Origin of the sequence: Kribbella solani (genome assembly GCF_014205295.1) — a bacterium.
In the GTDB taxonomy this organism is placed as follows: Bacteria; Actinomycetota; Actinomycetes; order Propionibacteriales; family Kribbellaceae; genus Kribbella; species Kribbella solani.
The window spans coordinates 6843572-6859440 of sequence record NZ_JACHNF010000001.1; the positions used below are offsets into that span (position 1 = coordinate 6843572).

14 protein-coding genes are annotated in these 15869 nt (G+C 69.2%); 12 read left to right on the forward strand and 2 right to left on the reverse strand.

The window, feature by feature from the left end; genetic code table 11:
• Nucleotides 1–4 precede the first annotated feature (4 nt).
• From HDA44_RS31670 to HDA44_RS31680, 3 genes are all read left to right on the forward strand, one after another.
• Nucleotides 5–1111: a GuaB3 family IMP dehydrogenase-related protein gene (locus HDA44_RS31670; protein ID WP_184840724.1), complete on the forward strand. Its 1107-nt coding sequence runs from the start codon at nt 5–7 to the stop codon at nt 1109–1111.
• 19 nt (nt 1112–1130) lie between these two features.
• Nucleotides 1131–1856, forward strand: coding sequence for an acyl-CoA thioester hydrolase/BAAT C-terminal domain-containing protein (locus HDA44_RS31675; RefSeq protein ID WP_184840726.1), 726 nt, complete (start codon nt 1131–1133; stop codon nt 1854–1856).
• 134 nt (nt 1857–1990) lie between these two features.
• A complete protein-coding gene (locus HDA44_RS31680; protein ID WP_184840728.1) occupies nt 1991–2389 on the forward strand; it encodes a hypothetical protein in 399 nt (132 codons plus the stop codon).
• Between the two features lie 8 nt (nt 2390–2397).
• On the opposite strand, the gene HDA44_RS31685 is transcribed toward HDA44_RS31680, so the two are convergent.
• The gene (locus tag HDA44_RS31685; protein WP_184840730.1) at nt 2398–2961 is read right to left on the reverse strand and encodes a TIGR03086 family metal-binding protein; all 564 of its coding nucleotides are present in this window, start codon (nt 2959–2961) and stop codon (nt 2398–2400) included.
• 53 nt (nt 2962–3014) lie between these two features.
• Nucleotides 3015–4463 (reverse strand): hypothetical protein, encoded by a 1449-nt coding sequence (locus HDA44_RS31690; RefSeq protein WP_184840732.1) that lies wholly within the window; start codon nt 4461–4463, stop codon nt 3015–3017.
• Nucleotides 4464–4555: 92 nt separating this feature from the next.
• Here HDA44_RS31690 and HDA44_RS31695 point away from each other — a divergent pair, with 92 nt between their 5' ends.
• From HDA44_RS31695 to guaA, 9 genes are all read left to right on the forward strand, one after another.
• Nucleotides 4556–6148, forward strand: a complete 1593-nt coding sequence (locus tag HDA44_RS31695; protein ID WP_184840734.1) for a succinic semialdehyde dehydrogenase — start codon at nt 4556–4558, stop codon at nt 6146–6148.
• Nucleotides 6145–7845: a GMC oxidoreductase gene (locus tag HDA44_RS31700; RefSeq protein WP_184840736.1), complete on the forward strand. Its 1701-nt coding sequence runs from the start codon at nt 6145–6147 to the stop codon at nt 7843–7845. Before HDA44_RS31695 ends, HDA44_RS31700 begins: the two co-directional genes overlap by 4 nt.
• 523 nt (nt 7846–8368) lie before the next feature.
• Entirely contained in the window at nt 8369–9364 is a 996-nt protein-coding gene (bioB, locus tag HDA44_RS31705; protein ID WP_184840738.1) for a biotin synthase BioB, read from the forward strand.
• Nucleotides 9361–9582, forward strand: coding sequence for a biotin synthase auxiliary protein BsaP (gene bsaP / locus HDA44_RS31710; RefSeq protein ID WP_202888814.1), 222 nt, complete (start codon nt 9361–9363; stop codon nt 9580–9582). The genes bioB and bsaP overlap by 4 nt, the downstream gene beginning before the upstream one ends.
• The gene (locus tag HDA44_RS31715) at nt 9579–10886 is read left to right on the forward strand and encodes an adenosylmethionine--8-amino-7-oxononanoate transaminase (RefSeq protein WP_184840740.1); all 1308 of its coding nucleotides are present in this window, start codon (nt 9579–9581) and stop codon (nt 10884–10886) included. The genes bsaP and HDA44_RS31715 overlap by 4 nt, the downstream gene beginning before the upstream one ends.
• Nucleotides 10887–10946: 60 nt before the next feature.
• Nucleotides 10947–12062 carry an 8-amino-7-oxononanoate synthase gene (locus HDA44_RS31720; protein ID WP_184840743.1) on the forward strand — a complete coding sequence of 372 codons (1116 nt, stop codon included), beginning with the start codon at nt 10947–10949 and terminating at the stop codon, nt 12060–12062.
• A gap of 199 nt (nt 12063–12261) precedes the next feature.
• On the forward strand, nt 12262–12927 hold the full coding sequence (bioD, locus tag HDA44_RS31725) for a dethiobiotin synthase (protein WP_184840745.1): 666 nt from the start codon (nt 12262–12264) through the stop codon (nt 12925–12927).
• A 251-nt stretch (nt 12928–13178) separates the two neighbouring features.
• A complete protein-coding gene (locus tag HDA44_RS31730; protein ID WP_202887671.1) occupies nt 13179–14189 on the forward strand; it encodes a cytochrome P450 in 1011 nt (336 codons plus the stop codon).
• Nucleotides 14190–14237: 48 nt separating this feature from the next.
• Complete coding sequence (guaA, locus tag HDA44_RS31735; RefSeq protein ID WP_420488548.1) at nt 14238–15800, forward strand: glutamine-hydrolyzing GMP synthase; 1563 nt, start codon at nt 14238–14240, stop codon at nt 15798–15800.
• The last annotated feature ends 69 nt before the right edge of the window (nt 15801–15869 follow it).

A 15869-nucleotide genomic window follows, 5' to 3' on the forward strand; every position in this document is an offset into this window, starting at 1 on the left:
CCAGATGACCGAGATCGAGATCGGGCGGGCCAAGCGGGGGCGGCAGGCGTACGCGTTTGACGACATTGCGATTGTGCCGTCGCGGCGGACGCGGGACCCCGAGGAGGTTTCGGTTGCCTGGCAGATCGACGCCTACCGGTTCGAGCTGCCGATCCTGGCGGCGCCGATGGATTCGGTGATGTCGCCGGAGACGGCGATCGCGATCGGGAAGGCCGGGGGGCTCGGGGTGCTGAACCTCGAAGGGCTCTGGACCCGGTACGAGGACCCGAGCGGGCTGCTCGAGGAGATCACCCGGCTCGACGTCCAGCAGGCCACGCACCGGCTGCAGGAGATCTACGCGGCGCCGATCAAGCCGGAGCTGATCTCGCAGCGGGTGCAGGAGATCCGCGACTCGGGCGTGACCGTGGCCGGCGCGCTGTCGCCGCAGCGGACCAAGCAGTTCGCGAAGCATGTCGTGGACGCGGGCGTCGACCTGTTCGTCATCCGCGGCACGACGGTGTCCGCCGAGCACGTGTCCGGTCAGGCGGAGCCACTCAACCTGAAGCAGTTCATCTATGACCTCGACGTCCCGGTGATCGTCGGTGGCTGCGCGACGCACCAGGCGGCGCTGCACCTGATGCGTACCGGCGCGGCCGGCGTGCTGGTCGGGTTCGGCGGCGGCGCGGCGCACACCACCCGGAAGGTGCTCGGCGTCGCGGTGCCGATGGCGTCGGCGGTGGCGGATGTCGCGGCCGCCCGGCGGGACTACATGGACGAGTCCGGCGGCCGGTACGTGCATGTCATCGCGGACGGGTCGGTCGGCCGGTCCGGTGACGTGGCGAAGGCGATCGCCTGCGGCGCGGACGCGGTGATGGTCGGTTCGCCGTTGGCGCGCGCGAGCGACGCGCCCGGCGGCGGGTACCACTGGGGTGCCGAGGCCTGGCACCAGGATCTGCCGCGCGGCGAGCGGGTCGAGGTCGGTGTCACCGGCACGATGGACCAGATCCTGTTCGGCCCGTCCTGGGTGCCGGACGGCACGATGAACCTGGTCGGCGCCCTCAAGCGCGCGATGGCCACCACCGGGTACACGGAGCTCAAGGAGTTCCAGCGGGTCGAGGTCGTCGTCGGGTGACCGCGGCCGGTAGGGGCTGATGAGCACCGGCGTACTGCTCCTCCACGGGTCGAGCGGTGTGCCTGATCTCGACCGGGCGCGCATCCTCGCGGCGGAGGGGTACGACGTACTCGCGCCGCGCTGGGCCGTGCGCCACGAGGTACCGCTGGAGTCGTTCCCGGTGGATGAACTCGCCGGGCGCAACGAGCGCGTGGTGGTGATGGGCAGCTCGTGGGGAGCCGAGGCCGCGCTGCTGCTGGGTGCGTTCGACGCGCGGGTCGATGCGGTGATCGCGTTCGCTCCGAGCGCGTACGTGTGGGGGCGGAACCTGGAGGACGGGAGTCACGCGTCCGCCTGGACCTGGCGGGGTACGCCGCTGCCGTACGTTCCGTTCGATCCGGATTGGCGGGCGGATGATGATCCGCCCAGCTACACGGGGTTGTACGCGCAGAGCGTCCGGACGTACGCGAGTGATGCGGTAGCTGCCCGGATTCCGGTGGAGCGGGTTCGCGAGGTGCTGCTGGTGGTCGGTGGGGACGATCAGGTGTGGCCGGCGGGTGCGTTCGCGGCGGAGATCGTACGCGGGCGGGGTGCGCTGGAGACGCCGGTCGTGACGGTCGCCGAGGCTGGGCATCGGGCGGTGCTGCCGGGCGAGGAGCCGAAGCGCGCCGGGCAGCGGATGGCGCGCGGCGGCACCGACGCGGCCGACCGGCAGCTCGGCACGCTCGCCTGGCCGAGCGTGCTGCGAGTGCTCGCCGGAAGCTGACGGCAGGGTTATCCACCCGCGTTGTGGGTTCTCCACTCGTATACCGGTGGAGAACCCACAACAGCGGTGGATATCCACTCGCGTTGGCGCGCGGAGCGCGCGCTTGGGTTGATGGGTTCTGGAAGGATTGCGGCATGGGATTGTTCAACCGACGCAGCAGCCAGGACACGGACAATGTTGCCCTTGCCGCAGGGCGGGCACGACTGTCCCCGGACGATGTGGATCAGGTGCGGTTCCTGATCACCACCAAGAAGGCGGTGCACGCGGTCAAGCTGATCCGTGAGCGCACCGGGCTCGACCTGAAGCAGTCCAAGGAGCTGGTCGACGACATCCGGCTCGGGCGGTACGTGGCGCCCACCACCGGCACCCCGGTCGTACGCCGCCCGAACACGAACCTCGCCGAACGCACCCGCGCGCTCAAGGCGGCCGGTGAGCTGCACCAGGCGACCGCTCTGGTCGTGTCCGAGACCGGCATGACCGAGGCCGAAGCCGGCCTGTTCGTCGGTGCCCTCCGCGCCGACCTGTCCGAGTAACCCGTCACCTAGGACGGCGTCCAGCGCGGGTCGCGGCCCGAGGCGGCGAGCAGCGCGTCGGCGGGGTCGGTGAAGCCGTCGAGGTGTTCGCCGATGATGCCGGCCGACCGGTACAGCTCCTCACGCTCGGCGAACCACGTCCGTACCTCGTCCACAAGCTCTGGCTCCATCCGTGTCGGCACGCCGATCGCCACCGCCAGATCCCACCCGTGGATCAGGTGGTCCGCCGCCAGCTGACGCAGATACTCGTCCGGCTCCTCGTCACCGTACGAAAGGTGCACCTTGCCGACCGCCAGGCCCGCCGAGACCGTCGCCTCCCGGGCGGCCGCCGATGCCGCGCCGGCCGGGTCGTCCCCGAGCAGGTCGCCACTCAGGGCGTCTCCGACGGCGGCGATCGTCTTGCCCGCCATCAGCGGTACGACCCAGCGTTCCTCACCGACGACGTGGTTCACCAGCGCCCGGACGTCCCAGTCCGAGCACGGTGTCGGCGCCGACCACTGATCGCTGTCCACCGCTGACACCAGCTCCGCGAAGTTCGCGACCGTGCGGTTGTGCAACTCGACGACATCCATGACCGCACCCCCTCCCCAGCGTCAGCGTCCGCCGCGGAGGACAGCACGTCAAGCTACCGGCCGAGCTGGAGTTGCTGGGCGGCCTCGTGCGCGTGGTGGGACGCGGCGACATCGCCGGTGGCGGCGAGGAGGTTGCCGTGGTGGTGGTAGCAGGACCCGGCCAGGTCCTTCATCTGCAGATCGTCGTCCGCGTACGGGATCAGCGCCGTCGCGACCTCAGCACACCAGCCGGCCAGATCAAGCGCGATCTCGGTCCGCCCGGCCTGGAAGTACGCCGCCGAGATGTCCAGCAGCAGCCGCGCCCAGATCGGCATGTACGTAGCGGTCTCGAACCGCATCCGGTGCGACTCCCGCTCCGACGAGATCGCGAACAGATAGTGCGCTTCCAGCCCGAGCGTCAGCGCGGTGTCGCCGTCCTGCACCAGCAGCGGACGGACCAGCTCAGCCAACTCGGTCGCCCGCACAGCTGCTGATTCAGGGTCGGTGCGCCCGGACACCGTCGCCAGCGTCATCCCGGGCGCGGGTTCGCTGAGCGCCACCAACCGGTGGTACTGCTCGAACGTCCCGAGCTTGACCTCCGCGTTCTCCAGCGCCGCCACCAGCGTCGGCGGTAGCCCGCGATCCAGCTCGTCGACCACCCGCGTCGCCGCCTCGGCGTCGGTGTCGTACGCGGTGCGCAGGCAGGACTCGCCTTCCAGCCGGCCGACGATGCCGAGGTGCTTGCCCTTCCGGACCAGGGCGGCGACCAACGTACGCATGTCGGTCGCCGACTCCGAGTCAGCGAGCGTGTCGGCGGTGGTCAGCCCGATCTCGTCCGCTTCCAGCGCCAGGTCGAGCCGTCCCTCGGCCGCGTGCACATCGGCCGACACCGCGGTCGCCGTGCACAGATAACGCGCGTACGAGAGCGACTGCGGACTCTCGTTGATCTGATCGGCGAGTTGGAGGAACAACTGGGTGGCCGCGTCGGCGGAGGCGACCGCGAGGGCGGGATCGCCGTACCGGCGCAGGATCAGCGCGTTCATCGCGAGTACGCGGGCGAAGTCCGGCTGATGCTTTACGCCGTCCGCGCCGCCGACGAGTTGCCCGTACGCGATCACCGCGCCGTCCATTTCGAGTACGGCGGTGGCGCCGTACCCGCGGTGTGCCTGGGTCATCGCGCGGCGGGCGCGGACGTCGGCGAGGAAGCAGGTCGCGTCCAGTACGCCGGCGTCCTGGAGCTCGGTGTAGCCGAGTTGCGCCTCGTGCAGCGCGGCCAGCGCCTCCTCGTGCCGCCCGGACGCGTTCAGCGAGCCGGCCAGCTCGTACTGGGTAGCGGCCATCAGGTGCTTGGCCTCGTAGTGGTTCGGGTGCCCTTCGGCCCGTTCCCTGGCCAGCTCGATGACCCGTTGCTGGTACGGCCCGGCCTCGTCGGCCCGGCCTTCCTCGATCAGCACCTGCGCGGTCTGCAGCGCCTCACCGAGCTCGTCCTCAGGCGGCGTCCAGAGCCCCCCGCTGTCCACCATCTTGACGTCCCGCTCCTTCATGTTGAAGAGGGCGTCAGCTTAATGCGGATCTGATACTGACACCGTCTATTACCCACAGGTAGCCTGGGCAGATGAGCGAGCAGACCTCGATTCCCGCGGATCCGGAGCTTGATCCGACGGCGTCGTACGCGACCGATCAGGCAGTCATCCGCCGGTTGTCGGGGTTGCTACGCGCGACGGCCGGAACCAGGACGTCGTACGCGCCGGCCACCGGTCAGCCGATCGCCGACCTGCCGGTGTCCAGCGAGGACGATGTGATCGCCGCGGTCCGGCTGGCTCGGAAGACGCAGGAGAGCTGGCGGCGGGTGCCGCTGGCCGAGCGGGCCGCGATCCTGCTCCGGTACCACGACCTGGTGCTCGACCACCGGCACGAGTTGGTCGACCTGATCATTCGTGAGTCCGGCAAGGCGCGGAAGCAGGCGTTCGAGGAGCTCGCCCACGTCGCGCTGACCGCGCGGTACTACGGCCGCAAGGCGTACGAGCTGCTCGAACCGCAGCGCAAGCTCGGCATCTTCCCGGTGCTCACCCGCGCCGAGCAGCGCTTCGTACCCAAGGGGGTCGTCGGCGTCATCTCGCCGTGGAACTACCCGCTGACGATGGCGATCTCGGACGCGCTGCCCGCGATCCTGGCCGGCAACACGGTCGTCCACAAGCCGGACAGCCAGACGCCGCTGACCGCACTGCGCGGCATCGAGCTGCTGTACGAGGCGGGGCTGCCCCGCGATGCCTGGCTCGCGGTGAACGGCGACGGCCCCACGGTCGGCGGCGCGCTGATCCAGAACGTGGACTACATCTGCTTCACCGGCTCGACCAAGACCGGCCGGCTGGTCGCGAAACAGTGCGGCGAGCGGCTGATCGGCTGCAGCCTGGAGCTCGGCGGCAAGAACCCGATGCTCGTACTGCGTGACGCCGACGTCAATCGGGCCGCCGAAGGCGCCATCCGGGCCTGTTTCGCGAACGCCGGCCAGCTGTGCGTCTCGATGGAACGCCTGTACGTCGCGGACCAGGTGTACGACGCATTCGTGACCGCCTTTGTCGACCGGGTGAAGAAGATCCGGCTGAGCGCGGGTACCGGCTGGGATGTCGACATGGGCTCACTGATCTCCAAGGCCCAGCTGGAGACGGTCACCCGGCATGTGGAGGACGCGCGTACGCAGGGCGCGACCGTACTTGCCGGCGGCAAGCCCCGGCCGGACATCGGCCCGCTCTTCTACGAGCCGACCGTCCTGTCCGGCGTCACACCCGCGATGGAGTGCTTCGACAACGAGACCTTCGGCCCGGTGGTTTCGATCTACCGGTTCTCGGACGAGTCGGAGGCGATCCAGCGGGCCAACGAGGGTGAGTACGGGCTGAACGCCAGCGTCTGGACCCGCGACGGCCGCCGTGGTCGCGCGGTCGCCGCGCAGCTGATGGCCGGTACGGTCAACGTGAACGAGGGGTACGGCGCGACGTTCGGCTCGATCGACACCCCGATGGGCGGCATGCGGTCGTCCGGCCTCGGCCGCCGGCAGGGCGTCGAAGGCATCCGCCGGTACGTCGAACCGCAGGCGATCGCCACCCAGCGCCTGATCCCGATCGCCGCCTCGCACGGAATCTCCGACGAGAAGTTCGCCGACCTGATGACGGGCGCCCTTCGGGTGCTGAAGAAGATCGGCCGCCCATGAGTTTTGACTACGACGTCCTCGTCATCGGGTCCGGCTTCGGTGGCTCGGTCAGCGCGTTGCGGCTGACCGAGAAGGGGTACCGCGTCGCCGTGATGGAAGCCGGGGCGCGGTTCGAGGACGGGGCGTTCGCGAAGAACTCGTGGGACACCAAACGGTTTCTGTTCGCGCCGAAGCTCGGGATGTACGGCATCCAGCGGATCAGCGCGCTCCGGGACGTGATCATCCTGTCCGGGGCGGGCGTCGGCGGCGGCAGTCTCGTGTACGCGAACACGCTCTACGAGCCGCTGCCCGCGTTCTACACCGATCGGCAGTGGGCGCACATCACCGACTGGAAGGCCGAGCTCGCGCCGTACTACGACCAGGCGAAACGAATGCTCGGCGTCGCGACGTACCCGGGTTTCTCGCCGGCCGACAAGGTGATGAAGCAGGTCGCCGAGGACATGGGCGTCGGTGACACGTTCCACCCGACACCGGTCGGCGTGTTCTTCGGCGAAGCCGGTGTCGAGGTCGACGATCCGTACTTCGGCGGCGCCGGCCCACGGCGTACCGGCTGCATCGACTGCGGTGAGTGCATGACCGGCTGCCGGCACAACGCGAAGAACACCCTGACCAAGAACTACCTGTACCTGGCCGAGAAGTCCGGCGCCGAGGTGTACTCGCTGACCACCGTCACGTCGGTCGTCCCGCTGCCCGAAGGCGGGTACGCCGTGGACACCGTGCGTACGTCGAACCGCAAGGTCACCCGGCGCTTCACCGCGCGGCAGGTGATCTTCGCGGCGTCCGCGCTGGGTACGGCGAAACTCCTGCACCGGCTGCGCGACGAGGGCAAACTGCCGCGCCTGTCGCAGCGCCTCGGCGTGCTGACCCGGACGAACTCCGAGTCGCTGCTCGGCGCGATCTCGCGGGAGCGGGACGTCGACTACACCCGCGGCGTGGCGATCACGTCGTCGTTCCATCCCGACGACATCACCCACATCGAGCCGGTCCGGTACGGCAAGGGCAGCAACGTGATGTCCTTGCTGCAGACGGTCCTGACCGACGGCGACGGCGACAAGCCACGGTGGCGTACGTGGCTGCGGGAGCTCGGCGTGCAGCGCAAGCACATCCGCCGCCTGTACGACCTGAAGCACTGGTCCGAGCGGACCGTGATCGCGCTGGTGATGCAGACCGCGGACAACTCGATCACCACCTTCGGCAAGCGGGACCGGCTCGGGCGCTGGCGGCTGACCTCGAAGCAGGGTCACGGCGCGCCGAACCCGTCCTGGATCCCGGTCGCGAACCAGGTGGTCCGGCGGATGGCGAAGCTGATGAACGGTACCCCCGGCGGCACCATCGGCGAGCCGTTCAACGTGCCGATGACCGCGCACTTCATCGGCGGCTGCGCGATCGGCGACTCCGCCGAGACCGGCGTGGTCGATCCGTACCACCGGGTGTACGGGTACGACGGGCTGCACATCATGGACGGATCGGCCATTTCCGCGAACCTCGGCGTCAACCCGTCCTTGACGATCACCGCCCAGGCCGAGCGGGCGCTGTCGTTCTGGCCGAACAAGGGCGGTACCGACCCGCGCCCGGACCCCGGCAGCGCGTACCGGCGGATCGATCCGGTCAAACCGGAGCACCCGGTCGTACCCGCGGACGCACCCGGCGCGCTGCGTCTCCCGATCATTCCCAAACAGCCCGTGACGGAGCCGTAACAATTCCGCCATCGGCGGCCTGTTCGGCAAATGAAAAAACCTCAGCAATGTCACGTGCTGAGGTTTTCGAAAAGGGCCGTAAAAGGGAGCAAGCCCCTCGGGAACGTTTCCGCCCAAATCGTTTCCCGAGGGGCTCACTCAAGCCGGGGTGAGGCGCCCGGCGCTTGGGATCGGGTCACCAGCCACAGCTGGCGACCCGAGCTCTTGGTTACTACCTTACCTCCGATTTCCAGGACTTTGGGCCTTGTGACCACTCTGCGTGCTGATCGTAATGATCAACATTCGTAGCTCCTGGTAACCGGGTGGCGGTCTTCCTTGCGGTAACCGCCTCTGCACACATCAACGAGCCCGTCTACAGGGGGTTACGAGGTTCCCCAGAAAAATCCAAAAACTTTTCCCGGGAAGTGCGGAGAGTGGTCATGAGGCACTTCAGGCCCCCATGTTCCACGTGACGCCCGCCGCAGAACCGGCGTACCCGTCTGACCTACTGTGAGCCGACCGAACTGATCAGGGCAGGAGAACCATGAGCGACATCCTGGGCGTGGCACGTGAGCAGGTACTGGAACAGGGCACCGGGCTGAACCAGGAGCAACTGGCCGAGATCCTGCGGACGCCGGACGAGCAACTGCCCGAGCTGCTCGCGCTCGCGCACGACGTCCGGGTGAAGTGGTGCGGCGAGGAGGTCGAGGTCGAGGGGATCATCTCGCTGAAGACCGGCGGCTGCCCGGAGGACTGCCACTTCTGCTCGCAGTCCGGTCAGTTCACCTCACCGGTGCGGGCGGTCTGGCTGAACATCCCGGAGCTGGTCGAGGCCGCCAAGGAGACCGCGAAGACCGGTGCGACCGAGTTCTGCATCGTCGCCGCCGTCCGCGGCCCGGACGAACGGCTGATGAGCCAGGTGAAGGCCGGCATCGAGGCGATCAACGCCGAGGTCGAGATCAACATCGCCTGCTCGCTCGGCATGCTCACGCAGGCGCAGGTGGACGAGCTGAAGTCGTGGGGCGTGCACCGGTACAACCACAACCTCGAATCCGCGCGCTCGTACTTCGGCGACGTCGTCACCACGCACTCCTTCGAGGAGCGCTGGGAGACCTGCCTGATGGTGCGCGACTCCGGGATGGAGCTGTGCTGCGGCGGCCTGGTCGGGATGGGCGAGACACTCGAGCAGCGGGCCGAGCTGGCCGCGCAACTGGCCGAGCTGGACCCGCACGAGGTCCCGCTGAACTTCCTCAACCCGCGCCCGGGTACGCCGTTCGGCGACCTGGAGGTGATGGACGGCAAGGACGCGCTGCGGACCATCGCCGCGTTCCGGCTCGCGATGCCGCGGACCGTGCTGCGGTACGCGGGCGGCCGCGAGCTGACGCTGGGCGACCTGGGTACGCGCGAGGGACTGCTCGGCGGGATCAACGCGGTCATCGTCGGCAACTACCTGACCACGCTGGGCCGCCCGGCGACCGCCGACCTGGACCTGCTGGCCGAGCTGAAGATGCCGGTCAAGGAACTTCAGAAGACGTTGTGACCGAGGAAGAGGTTGTGGCTGGGACGTACTGCGGCCGCTGTGGTCGTGAGCTGACCGACGGCGGCCACGAGGACTGTCGCCGGGCGCTGGCCCTGGAACCGCCCAGGTACTGCGCCGACTGCCGGCGCCGGATGGTCGTCCAGGTGCACCCGATGGGCTGGACGGCCCGCTGCTCGGTCCACGGCGTGCTCGAGCCTGCATCGGAGGATCTGCGGTGACACAGTTGAGTTGGCAACAGCGTGACGCGGAGCTGCTTTGGCACCCGTACTCGTCGCTCACCGCCCCGGACCCGATGCGGCTGGTTCGCGGCGCATCCGGCGTCCGGCTGGAACTGGACGACGGCGCCGGCGGTACGGTCGAGGCGATCGACGCGATGTCGTCCTGGTGGTGCATGATCCACGGGTACCGCAACCCCGTCCTGGATGCCGCCGTCAAGAATCAGGTCGACGACTTCAGCCATGTGATGTTCGGTGGGCTCACCCACGAACCGGCGATCCGGCTGGCCGAGCGGCTGGTGGAGATCACGCCGGCCCCGCTCCGGCACGTGTTCTTCGCCGACTCCGGGTCGGTGTCGATCGAGGTGGCGATCAAGATCGCGCTCCAGTATCAGGTTGCCCGCGGCAACAGTGGGCGGAACCGGATGCTGACCGTTCGGGGCGGGTACCACGGCGACACGTTCGCGCCGATGAGCGTGTGCGATCCGGTGAACGGGATGCATTCGCTGTTCACCGGCACGCTGAAAGAGCAGGTGTTCGGCCCGCGGCCGCCGGCCGGATTGGACCGCGCGGAGGATGATCCGGAGCTGCAAGCCTGGATCGCCGGCATCACCGAGCTGGCCGAGAAGCACGCGGACGAGATCGCGGGCATCATCATCGAGCCGGTGCTGCAGGGCACCGGCGGGATGTATCCGTACAGCCCGGTCTGCCTGCGGGTCCTGCGTGAGCTCGCCGACCGGCACGGTTTCCTGCTGATCCTGGACGAGATCGCCACCGGGTTCGGGCGGATCGGGACGTTGTTCGCGTCGGAGTACGCCGGGATCGATCCGGACATCCTCTGCGTCGGGAAGGCGATCACCGGCGGTTATCTGACGCTCGCGGCGATGCTGTGTACGACCGAGGTCGCGCACACGGTGTCGAACGGACCGGGCGGCGCGCTGATGCACGGGCCGACCTTCATGGCCAATCCACTCGCCTGTACGGTCGCGCTCGCGTCGATCGAGCTGCTGCTTTCGCAGGACTGGGCCGCGCGGGTGGCGTCCATCTCGGCCGGGCTTTCGGCGGGACTCGCTCGAGCGGCGGAGCTGCCGGTAGTGAAGGACGTTCGGGTGATCGGCGCGGTCGGTGTCGTACAACTCGATCGGCCGGTAGACGTACCGAAGGTGACGGCGGCGGCGCTCCGGCGGGGCGTGTGGGTGCGGCCGTTCCGCGATCTGGTGTACACGATGCCGCCGTACATCAGCACCGACGACGACATCGCCACCATCGGTACCGCGATCACCGCCGCGGTCGAAGAGGCAGGCTGATGCGCAGGACGTGGTACGAACGGAAGGCCCGCGGATGCTGACGGAAGCGGAGGGTGGCGGATGCTGACGGAGTGGTTGGGGCCGAAGGCCGTGGCGCTGGAGACCCGCGGGTTGACGCGCCGGTTGCACGCGCGGGCAGCCGGCGACGACCTGATCGACCTCGCCGGCAACGACTACCTCGGCCTGAGCCGCGACTCACGCGTGATCGAAGCCGCCGCCGAAGCCGTCTGTACCTGGGGAACCGGGTCGACCGCATCCCGCCTCGTCACCGGCACCACCGCGCTGCACGAAGAACTGGAGCAGGAGCTCGCCGCGTACGCGGGCCAGGAATCAGCGCTCGTCTTCTCCTCCGGCTACCTCGCGAACCTCGGCGTCGTCACCGCCCTGGCCGGCCCGGGCACCCTGCTGATCTCCGACGAACACGTCCACGCCTCGCTCGTCGACGCCTGCCGCCTGTCCCGCTCCCGGGTCGAGATCGTCCCGCACAACGACGTCGACGCGGTCGCGAAACTACTTGCCGAACGCAACGAACGGCACGCGGTGGTGATCACCGAATCGATCTTCAGCGTGCTCAGCGACGAAGCCCCGTTGACCGATCTCGCCGCGACCGCCCAGCAGTACGAGGCGTTGCTACTCGTTGACGAAGCCCACGGTTTAGGTGTCACGGGCAACGGCCACGGCTCCGTACACGCCGCCGGTCTCGCCGGACAGGACCACGTCGTGGTGACGATGACGCTGTCCAAGGCGATGGCTTCGCAAGGTGGCGTCGTACTCGGACCGTCCGTGCTGCGCGACCACCTGATCAACCGCTCCCGTCCGTTCATCTACGACACCGGCCTGAACCCCGCCGCCGTCGCTGCCGCCCTGGCCGCCCTGCGCGTACTCCAAGCCGAACCGAACCGACCAGCCGCCATCCATGCGGCCACCGCCCGCCTCGCCGCCGCCTTCGACGTTCCGCCTCCCGCCGGCCCGATCGTTTCGATCCCGATGCCCGGCCCCCACGAAACCGTCCGCGCCGCCAACTTCTGCCACACGAATGGCATCCGAGTCGGCAGCTTCCGCCCCCCATCCGTCCCCGACAACATCTCCCGCCTCCGCCTGACCGCCAACGCCACCCTCACCGACCTTGCCCTGACCCAAGCCATCCGAACAATCCAAACCGCCCTCACCCCCTGACCCCCACCCGGTCCCATCCCCGCACGAAACCATCCCCGCAGCCGAACCCTCCCCTTAGCGCGGCGCCGAACCCTGCACTTGAGGGGGCAAGTTCTGGGCGTACCGGCACCTGTTCCCGGGCCGCACACCTGCTCTTGGGCCGCACACCTGTTCGCGGACAGCACGCCTGGGGTCGCGGGTCGGCGCCTACACTCGGGTGATGCGCATCCTGCTCGTTACCGGCACCGACACGGGGGTCGGTAAGACCGTGACCACCGCCGCGCTCGCGGTGCGGGCCGCCGCTAGCGGGACGGTCGCCGTGGTCAAGCCGACCCAGACCGGTGTGGGACCGGGCGAGCCGGGTGATCTGAGCGACGTAGCGCGGCTGAGCGGGATCACGGACGGGTACGAGGGGATCCGGCTGCGTGATCCGCTGGCGGCGACCACCGCCGCGCGGCGCGAAGGGGTGGCGCTGCCGTCGGTCGAGACGCAGGCCAAGCTGATCGAAGAGCTGGCCGGGACGCGGGACACCGTGCTGGTCGAGGGTGCCGGTGGGCTGCTGGTCGGGCTGGATGCCGAGGGCAACAACCTGGCCGATCTCGCTGAGTACTTGACCACGCCGTTCAAGTTCGTGGTGGTCGCCCGTGCCGGGCTGGGGACGCTGAATCACACCGGGCTGACTGTCGAGGCACTGCGCGCTCGCGGGCTGGAGATCGCGGGGCTGGTGATCGGCAGCTGGCCGGAGGCTCCCGATCTCGCGGAGCAGTGCAACCTGGAGGATCTGCCGGCGACGACCGGAGTGCCGGTGATCGGGCGGATCCCCGCCGGGGCCGGGGAGTGGAGCCAGGAGGCATTCGTGGCATCCGCACCCGGATGGTTCAAGTGACGGAACCAAATCGCCCCGAGGACGAGCTCCCGAGTCAGTCCGGGCATGCGGCTCAGCCCGAGCACGGGCGCGGGCCTCAGCCCGACAGCGAGCTCGGGCGTGCGGCTCACCCCGAGCACGGGCGCGGGCCTCAGCCCGACAGCGAGCTTGGGCGTGCGGCTCAGCCCGACGGCGGGGTCGGGCGTGGGGCTCCCTCTGAACATGGGCTTGGGTGTCCGGCCCGGTTTGATGTGGGGGTTGGGTATTGGGTGGTGGATGATCCGGTGGCGGTGCGGGAGGTGCTGCTGGACCCGGGGACGTTTCGGCCGGACAACGCGGTGCTGGCGCATACGCCGTTGTCGGTGAAGGCGTTGCGGGTGCTGTCTGGTGCCGGGTTCGCGCTGCCACCCACACTGGCGAACAACGCGGGTGAGTCGCACCGCCCGATCCGCGCCGCGGTAGCGCGCTTCTTCAGCCCGGCCCGGGTCGCCGCGGTGGAGCCGCTCGCGCGGGAGCTCACGTCCGCACGGGTGGATGCGGCAAGAGCACAACTAGCGTACGGAGACCAGGTCGACCTCGTACAGGCGATCGCCGCGGAGCCACCGGCGCTCGTCGTACTGCACCTGCTCGGCCTGACCGATGTCGACGTCCCCGCGTTGAAGGCGTGGAGTCTGGACTCACTGGAGCTCTTCTGGGGTCAACCGGATGCGGACCGCCAACTAGAGCTCGCGCACAGTGCAGCCGAGTTCTACAGCTGGCTCCGGGCGCGTACGAGTGCCGCGCGTACTGCACCTGCTGATGACCTGTTCGGTGCGCTGGTCGGGTTGGGGCTGACCGACGAAGAGGTGTGCGCGGTCGGGTACTTCCTGTTGATCGCCGGACAGGAGACCACCACGCAGCTGATCTCAACGGCGTTCCAGCGTCTCATCGAGGCTCCTGGTGAACCGGTTGACGTTGTCGAGGAGGTGCTGCGGGAGAGCTCGTCAGTGCCGACCTGGCGGCGGGTCACTGCCTGTCCGGTCACGGTCGGTGGGGCCGAGGTGCCGGCGGGTGCGCCGGTGCTGCTCGGGCTGAGCGGGCATGGCGGTCCGGCTGACCTTGCGTTCGGGATCGGCGTACACCGCTGCCTGGGCGCCGGGCTGGCGCGGCTGGAGGCGCGGGTCGCGTTGGAATGTGCGCGGGACCTGTTGAGTGGTGTGCGACTGGTCGAAGAACCGCCGATGATCGACCTGCTGTCGTTCCGGGCGCCGCGGCGGCTCCTGGTTCGCGCGGCCACGCGTTGACGGTTACCGCATTACAGCCTTTCTGACCTGCGGCGATAGGCTCTGGCCGTGGCCCAAGGTATTTCGCAGCATGAACTCGTCCTGGTGGTGGACTTCGGCGCGCAGTACGCGCAGCTGATCGCGCGGCGCGTCCGCGAGGCGAACGTGTACTCCGAGATCGTTCCGCACTCGATGCCGGTCGACGAGATGCTGGCGAAGCGGCCGAAGGCGATCATCCTGTCCGGCGGTCCGCAGTCGGTGTACGCCGAGGGCGCGCCGCGGGTCGACTCCGGGCTGTTCGAGGCCGGGGTGCCGGCGTTCGGGATCTGCTACGGGTTCCAGGCGATGGCGCAGACGCTCGGTGGCGACGTACGCCGGACCGGGCTGCGTGAGTTCGGCCGGACGCCGGTCACGGTGAGCGCGGCCGGGACGCTGCTGGCGGACATCCCCGAGGAACTGAACGTCTGGATGTCGCACGGTGACGCGGTGCACGCGCCGCCGGCCGGCTTTGCCGTACTGGCCGCGTCCGAGGGCGCGCCGGTGGCGGCCTTCGAGGACCTGGACCGCAAGCTCGCGGGCGTGCAGTGGCATCCGGAGGTGCTGCACTCCCAGGCCGGGCAGGCGGTCCTGGAGCATTTCCTGTACGAGATCGCCGGCTGTGCCGGTGACTGGACCACCTCCAACGTGGTCGACGAGCAGGTCGCGCTGATCCGCGAGCAGGTCGGCGACAAGCAGGTGCTGTGCGCGCTGTCCGGCGGGGTCGACTCCGCGGTCGCGGCGGCCCTGGTGCACAAGGCGATCGGCGACCAGCTCACCTGTGTGTACGTCGACCACGGCCTGCAGCGGGCCGGTGAGTCGGAGCAGATCGAGAAGGACTTCGTCGCCGCGATCGGGATCCGGCTGGAGGCGATCGACGCCGAGGAGCAGTTCCTGACCGCGTTGGCCGGGGTGACCGATCCGGAGCAGAAGCGGAAGATCGTCGGCCGGGAGTTCATCCGTACCTTCGAGGCGACCGCGCGCAAGGTGGACGCCGAGCGGCACATCGAGTTCCTGGTGCAGGGCACGCTGTACCCGGATGTGGTCGAGTCCGGCGGCGGTGCCGGCGCGGCGAACATCAAGTCGCACCACAACGTCGGCGGGCTGCCCGACGACCTGCAGTTCAGCCTGATCGAGCCGCTGCGGACGCTGTTCAAGGACGAGGTCCGCGAGCTCGGGCTGGCGCTCGGCCTGCCGGAGACGATGGTCTACCGGCACCCGTTCCCGGGGCCGGGCCTGAGCATCCGGATCATCGGTGAGGTGACCCGTGAGCGGCTGGACATCCTCCGCGCCGCGGACCTGATCGCGCGCACCGAGCTGACAGCGGCCGGGCTGGACCGCGACATCTGGCAGTTCCCGGTGGTGCTGCTCGCCGACGTCCGCTCGGTCGGCGTCCAGGGCGACGGCCGCACGTACGGGCACCCGGTCGTCCTCCGCCCGGTGACCAGCGAGGACGCGATGACCGCCGACTGGGCCCGCCTGCCGTACGACGTGATCGAACGCATCTCCACCCGAATCACCAACGAGGTCGACGAGGTGAACCGAGTAACCCTCGACGTCACCAGCAAGCCCCCGGGCACCATCGAGTGGGAGTGATCCCGCGCCCGGGGTGAACCGGGTGGTTGGTACTCTTCGGAGAGTTGCTCTTCGGCCACGGCGGGTGAC

Excerpts from the sequence above, each read along its gene's own strand:
- HDA44_RS31670 (WP_184840724.1), top strand. The coding sequence starts at position 5 with ATGACCGAGATCGAGATCGGGCGGGCCAAGCGGGGGCGGCAGGCGTAC.
- HDA44_RS31675 (WP_184840726.1), top strand. The coding sequence starts at position 1,131 with ATGAGCACCGGCGTACTGCTCCTCCACGGGTCGAGCGGTGTGCCTGAT.
- HDA44_RS31680 (WP_184840728.1), top strand. The coding sequence starts at position 1,991 with ATGGGATTGTTCAACCGACGCAGCAGCCAGGACACGGACAATGTTGCC.
- HDA44_RS31685 (WP_184840730.1), bottom strand. The coding sequence starts at position 2,961 with ATGGATGTCGTCGAGTTGCACAACCGCACGGTCGCGAACTTCGCGGAG.
- HDA44_RS31690 (WP_184840732.1), bottom strand. The coding sequence starts at position 4,463 with ATGGTGGACAGCGGGGGGCTCTGGACGCCGCCTGAGGACGAGCTCGGT.
- HDA44_RS31695 (WP_184840734.1), top strand. The coding sequence starts at position 4,556 with ATGAGCGAGCAGACCTCGATTCCCGCGGATCCGGAGCTTGATCCGACG.
- HDA44_RS31700 (WP_184840736.1), top strand. The coding sequence starts at position 6,145 with ATGAGTTTTGACTACGACGTCCTCGTCATCGGGTCCGGCTTCGGTGGC.
- bioB (WP_184840738.1), top strand. The coding sequence starts at position 8,369 with ATGAGCGACATCCTGGGCGTGGCACGTGAGCAGGTACTGGAACAGGGC.
- HDA44_RS31720 (WP_184840743.1), top strand. The coding sequence starts at position 10,947 with ATGCTGACGGAGTGGTTGGGGCCGAAGGCCGTGGCGCTGGAGACCCGC.
- bioD (WP_184840745.1), top strand. The coding sequence starts at position 12,262 with ATGCGCATCCTGCTCGTTACCGGCACCGACACGGGGGTCGGTAAGACC.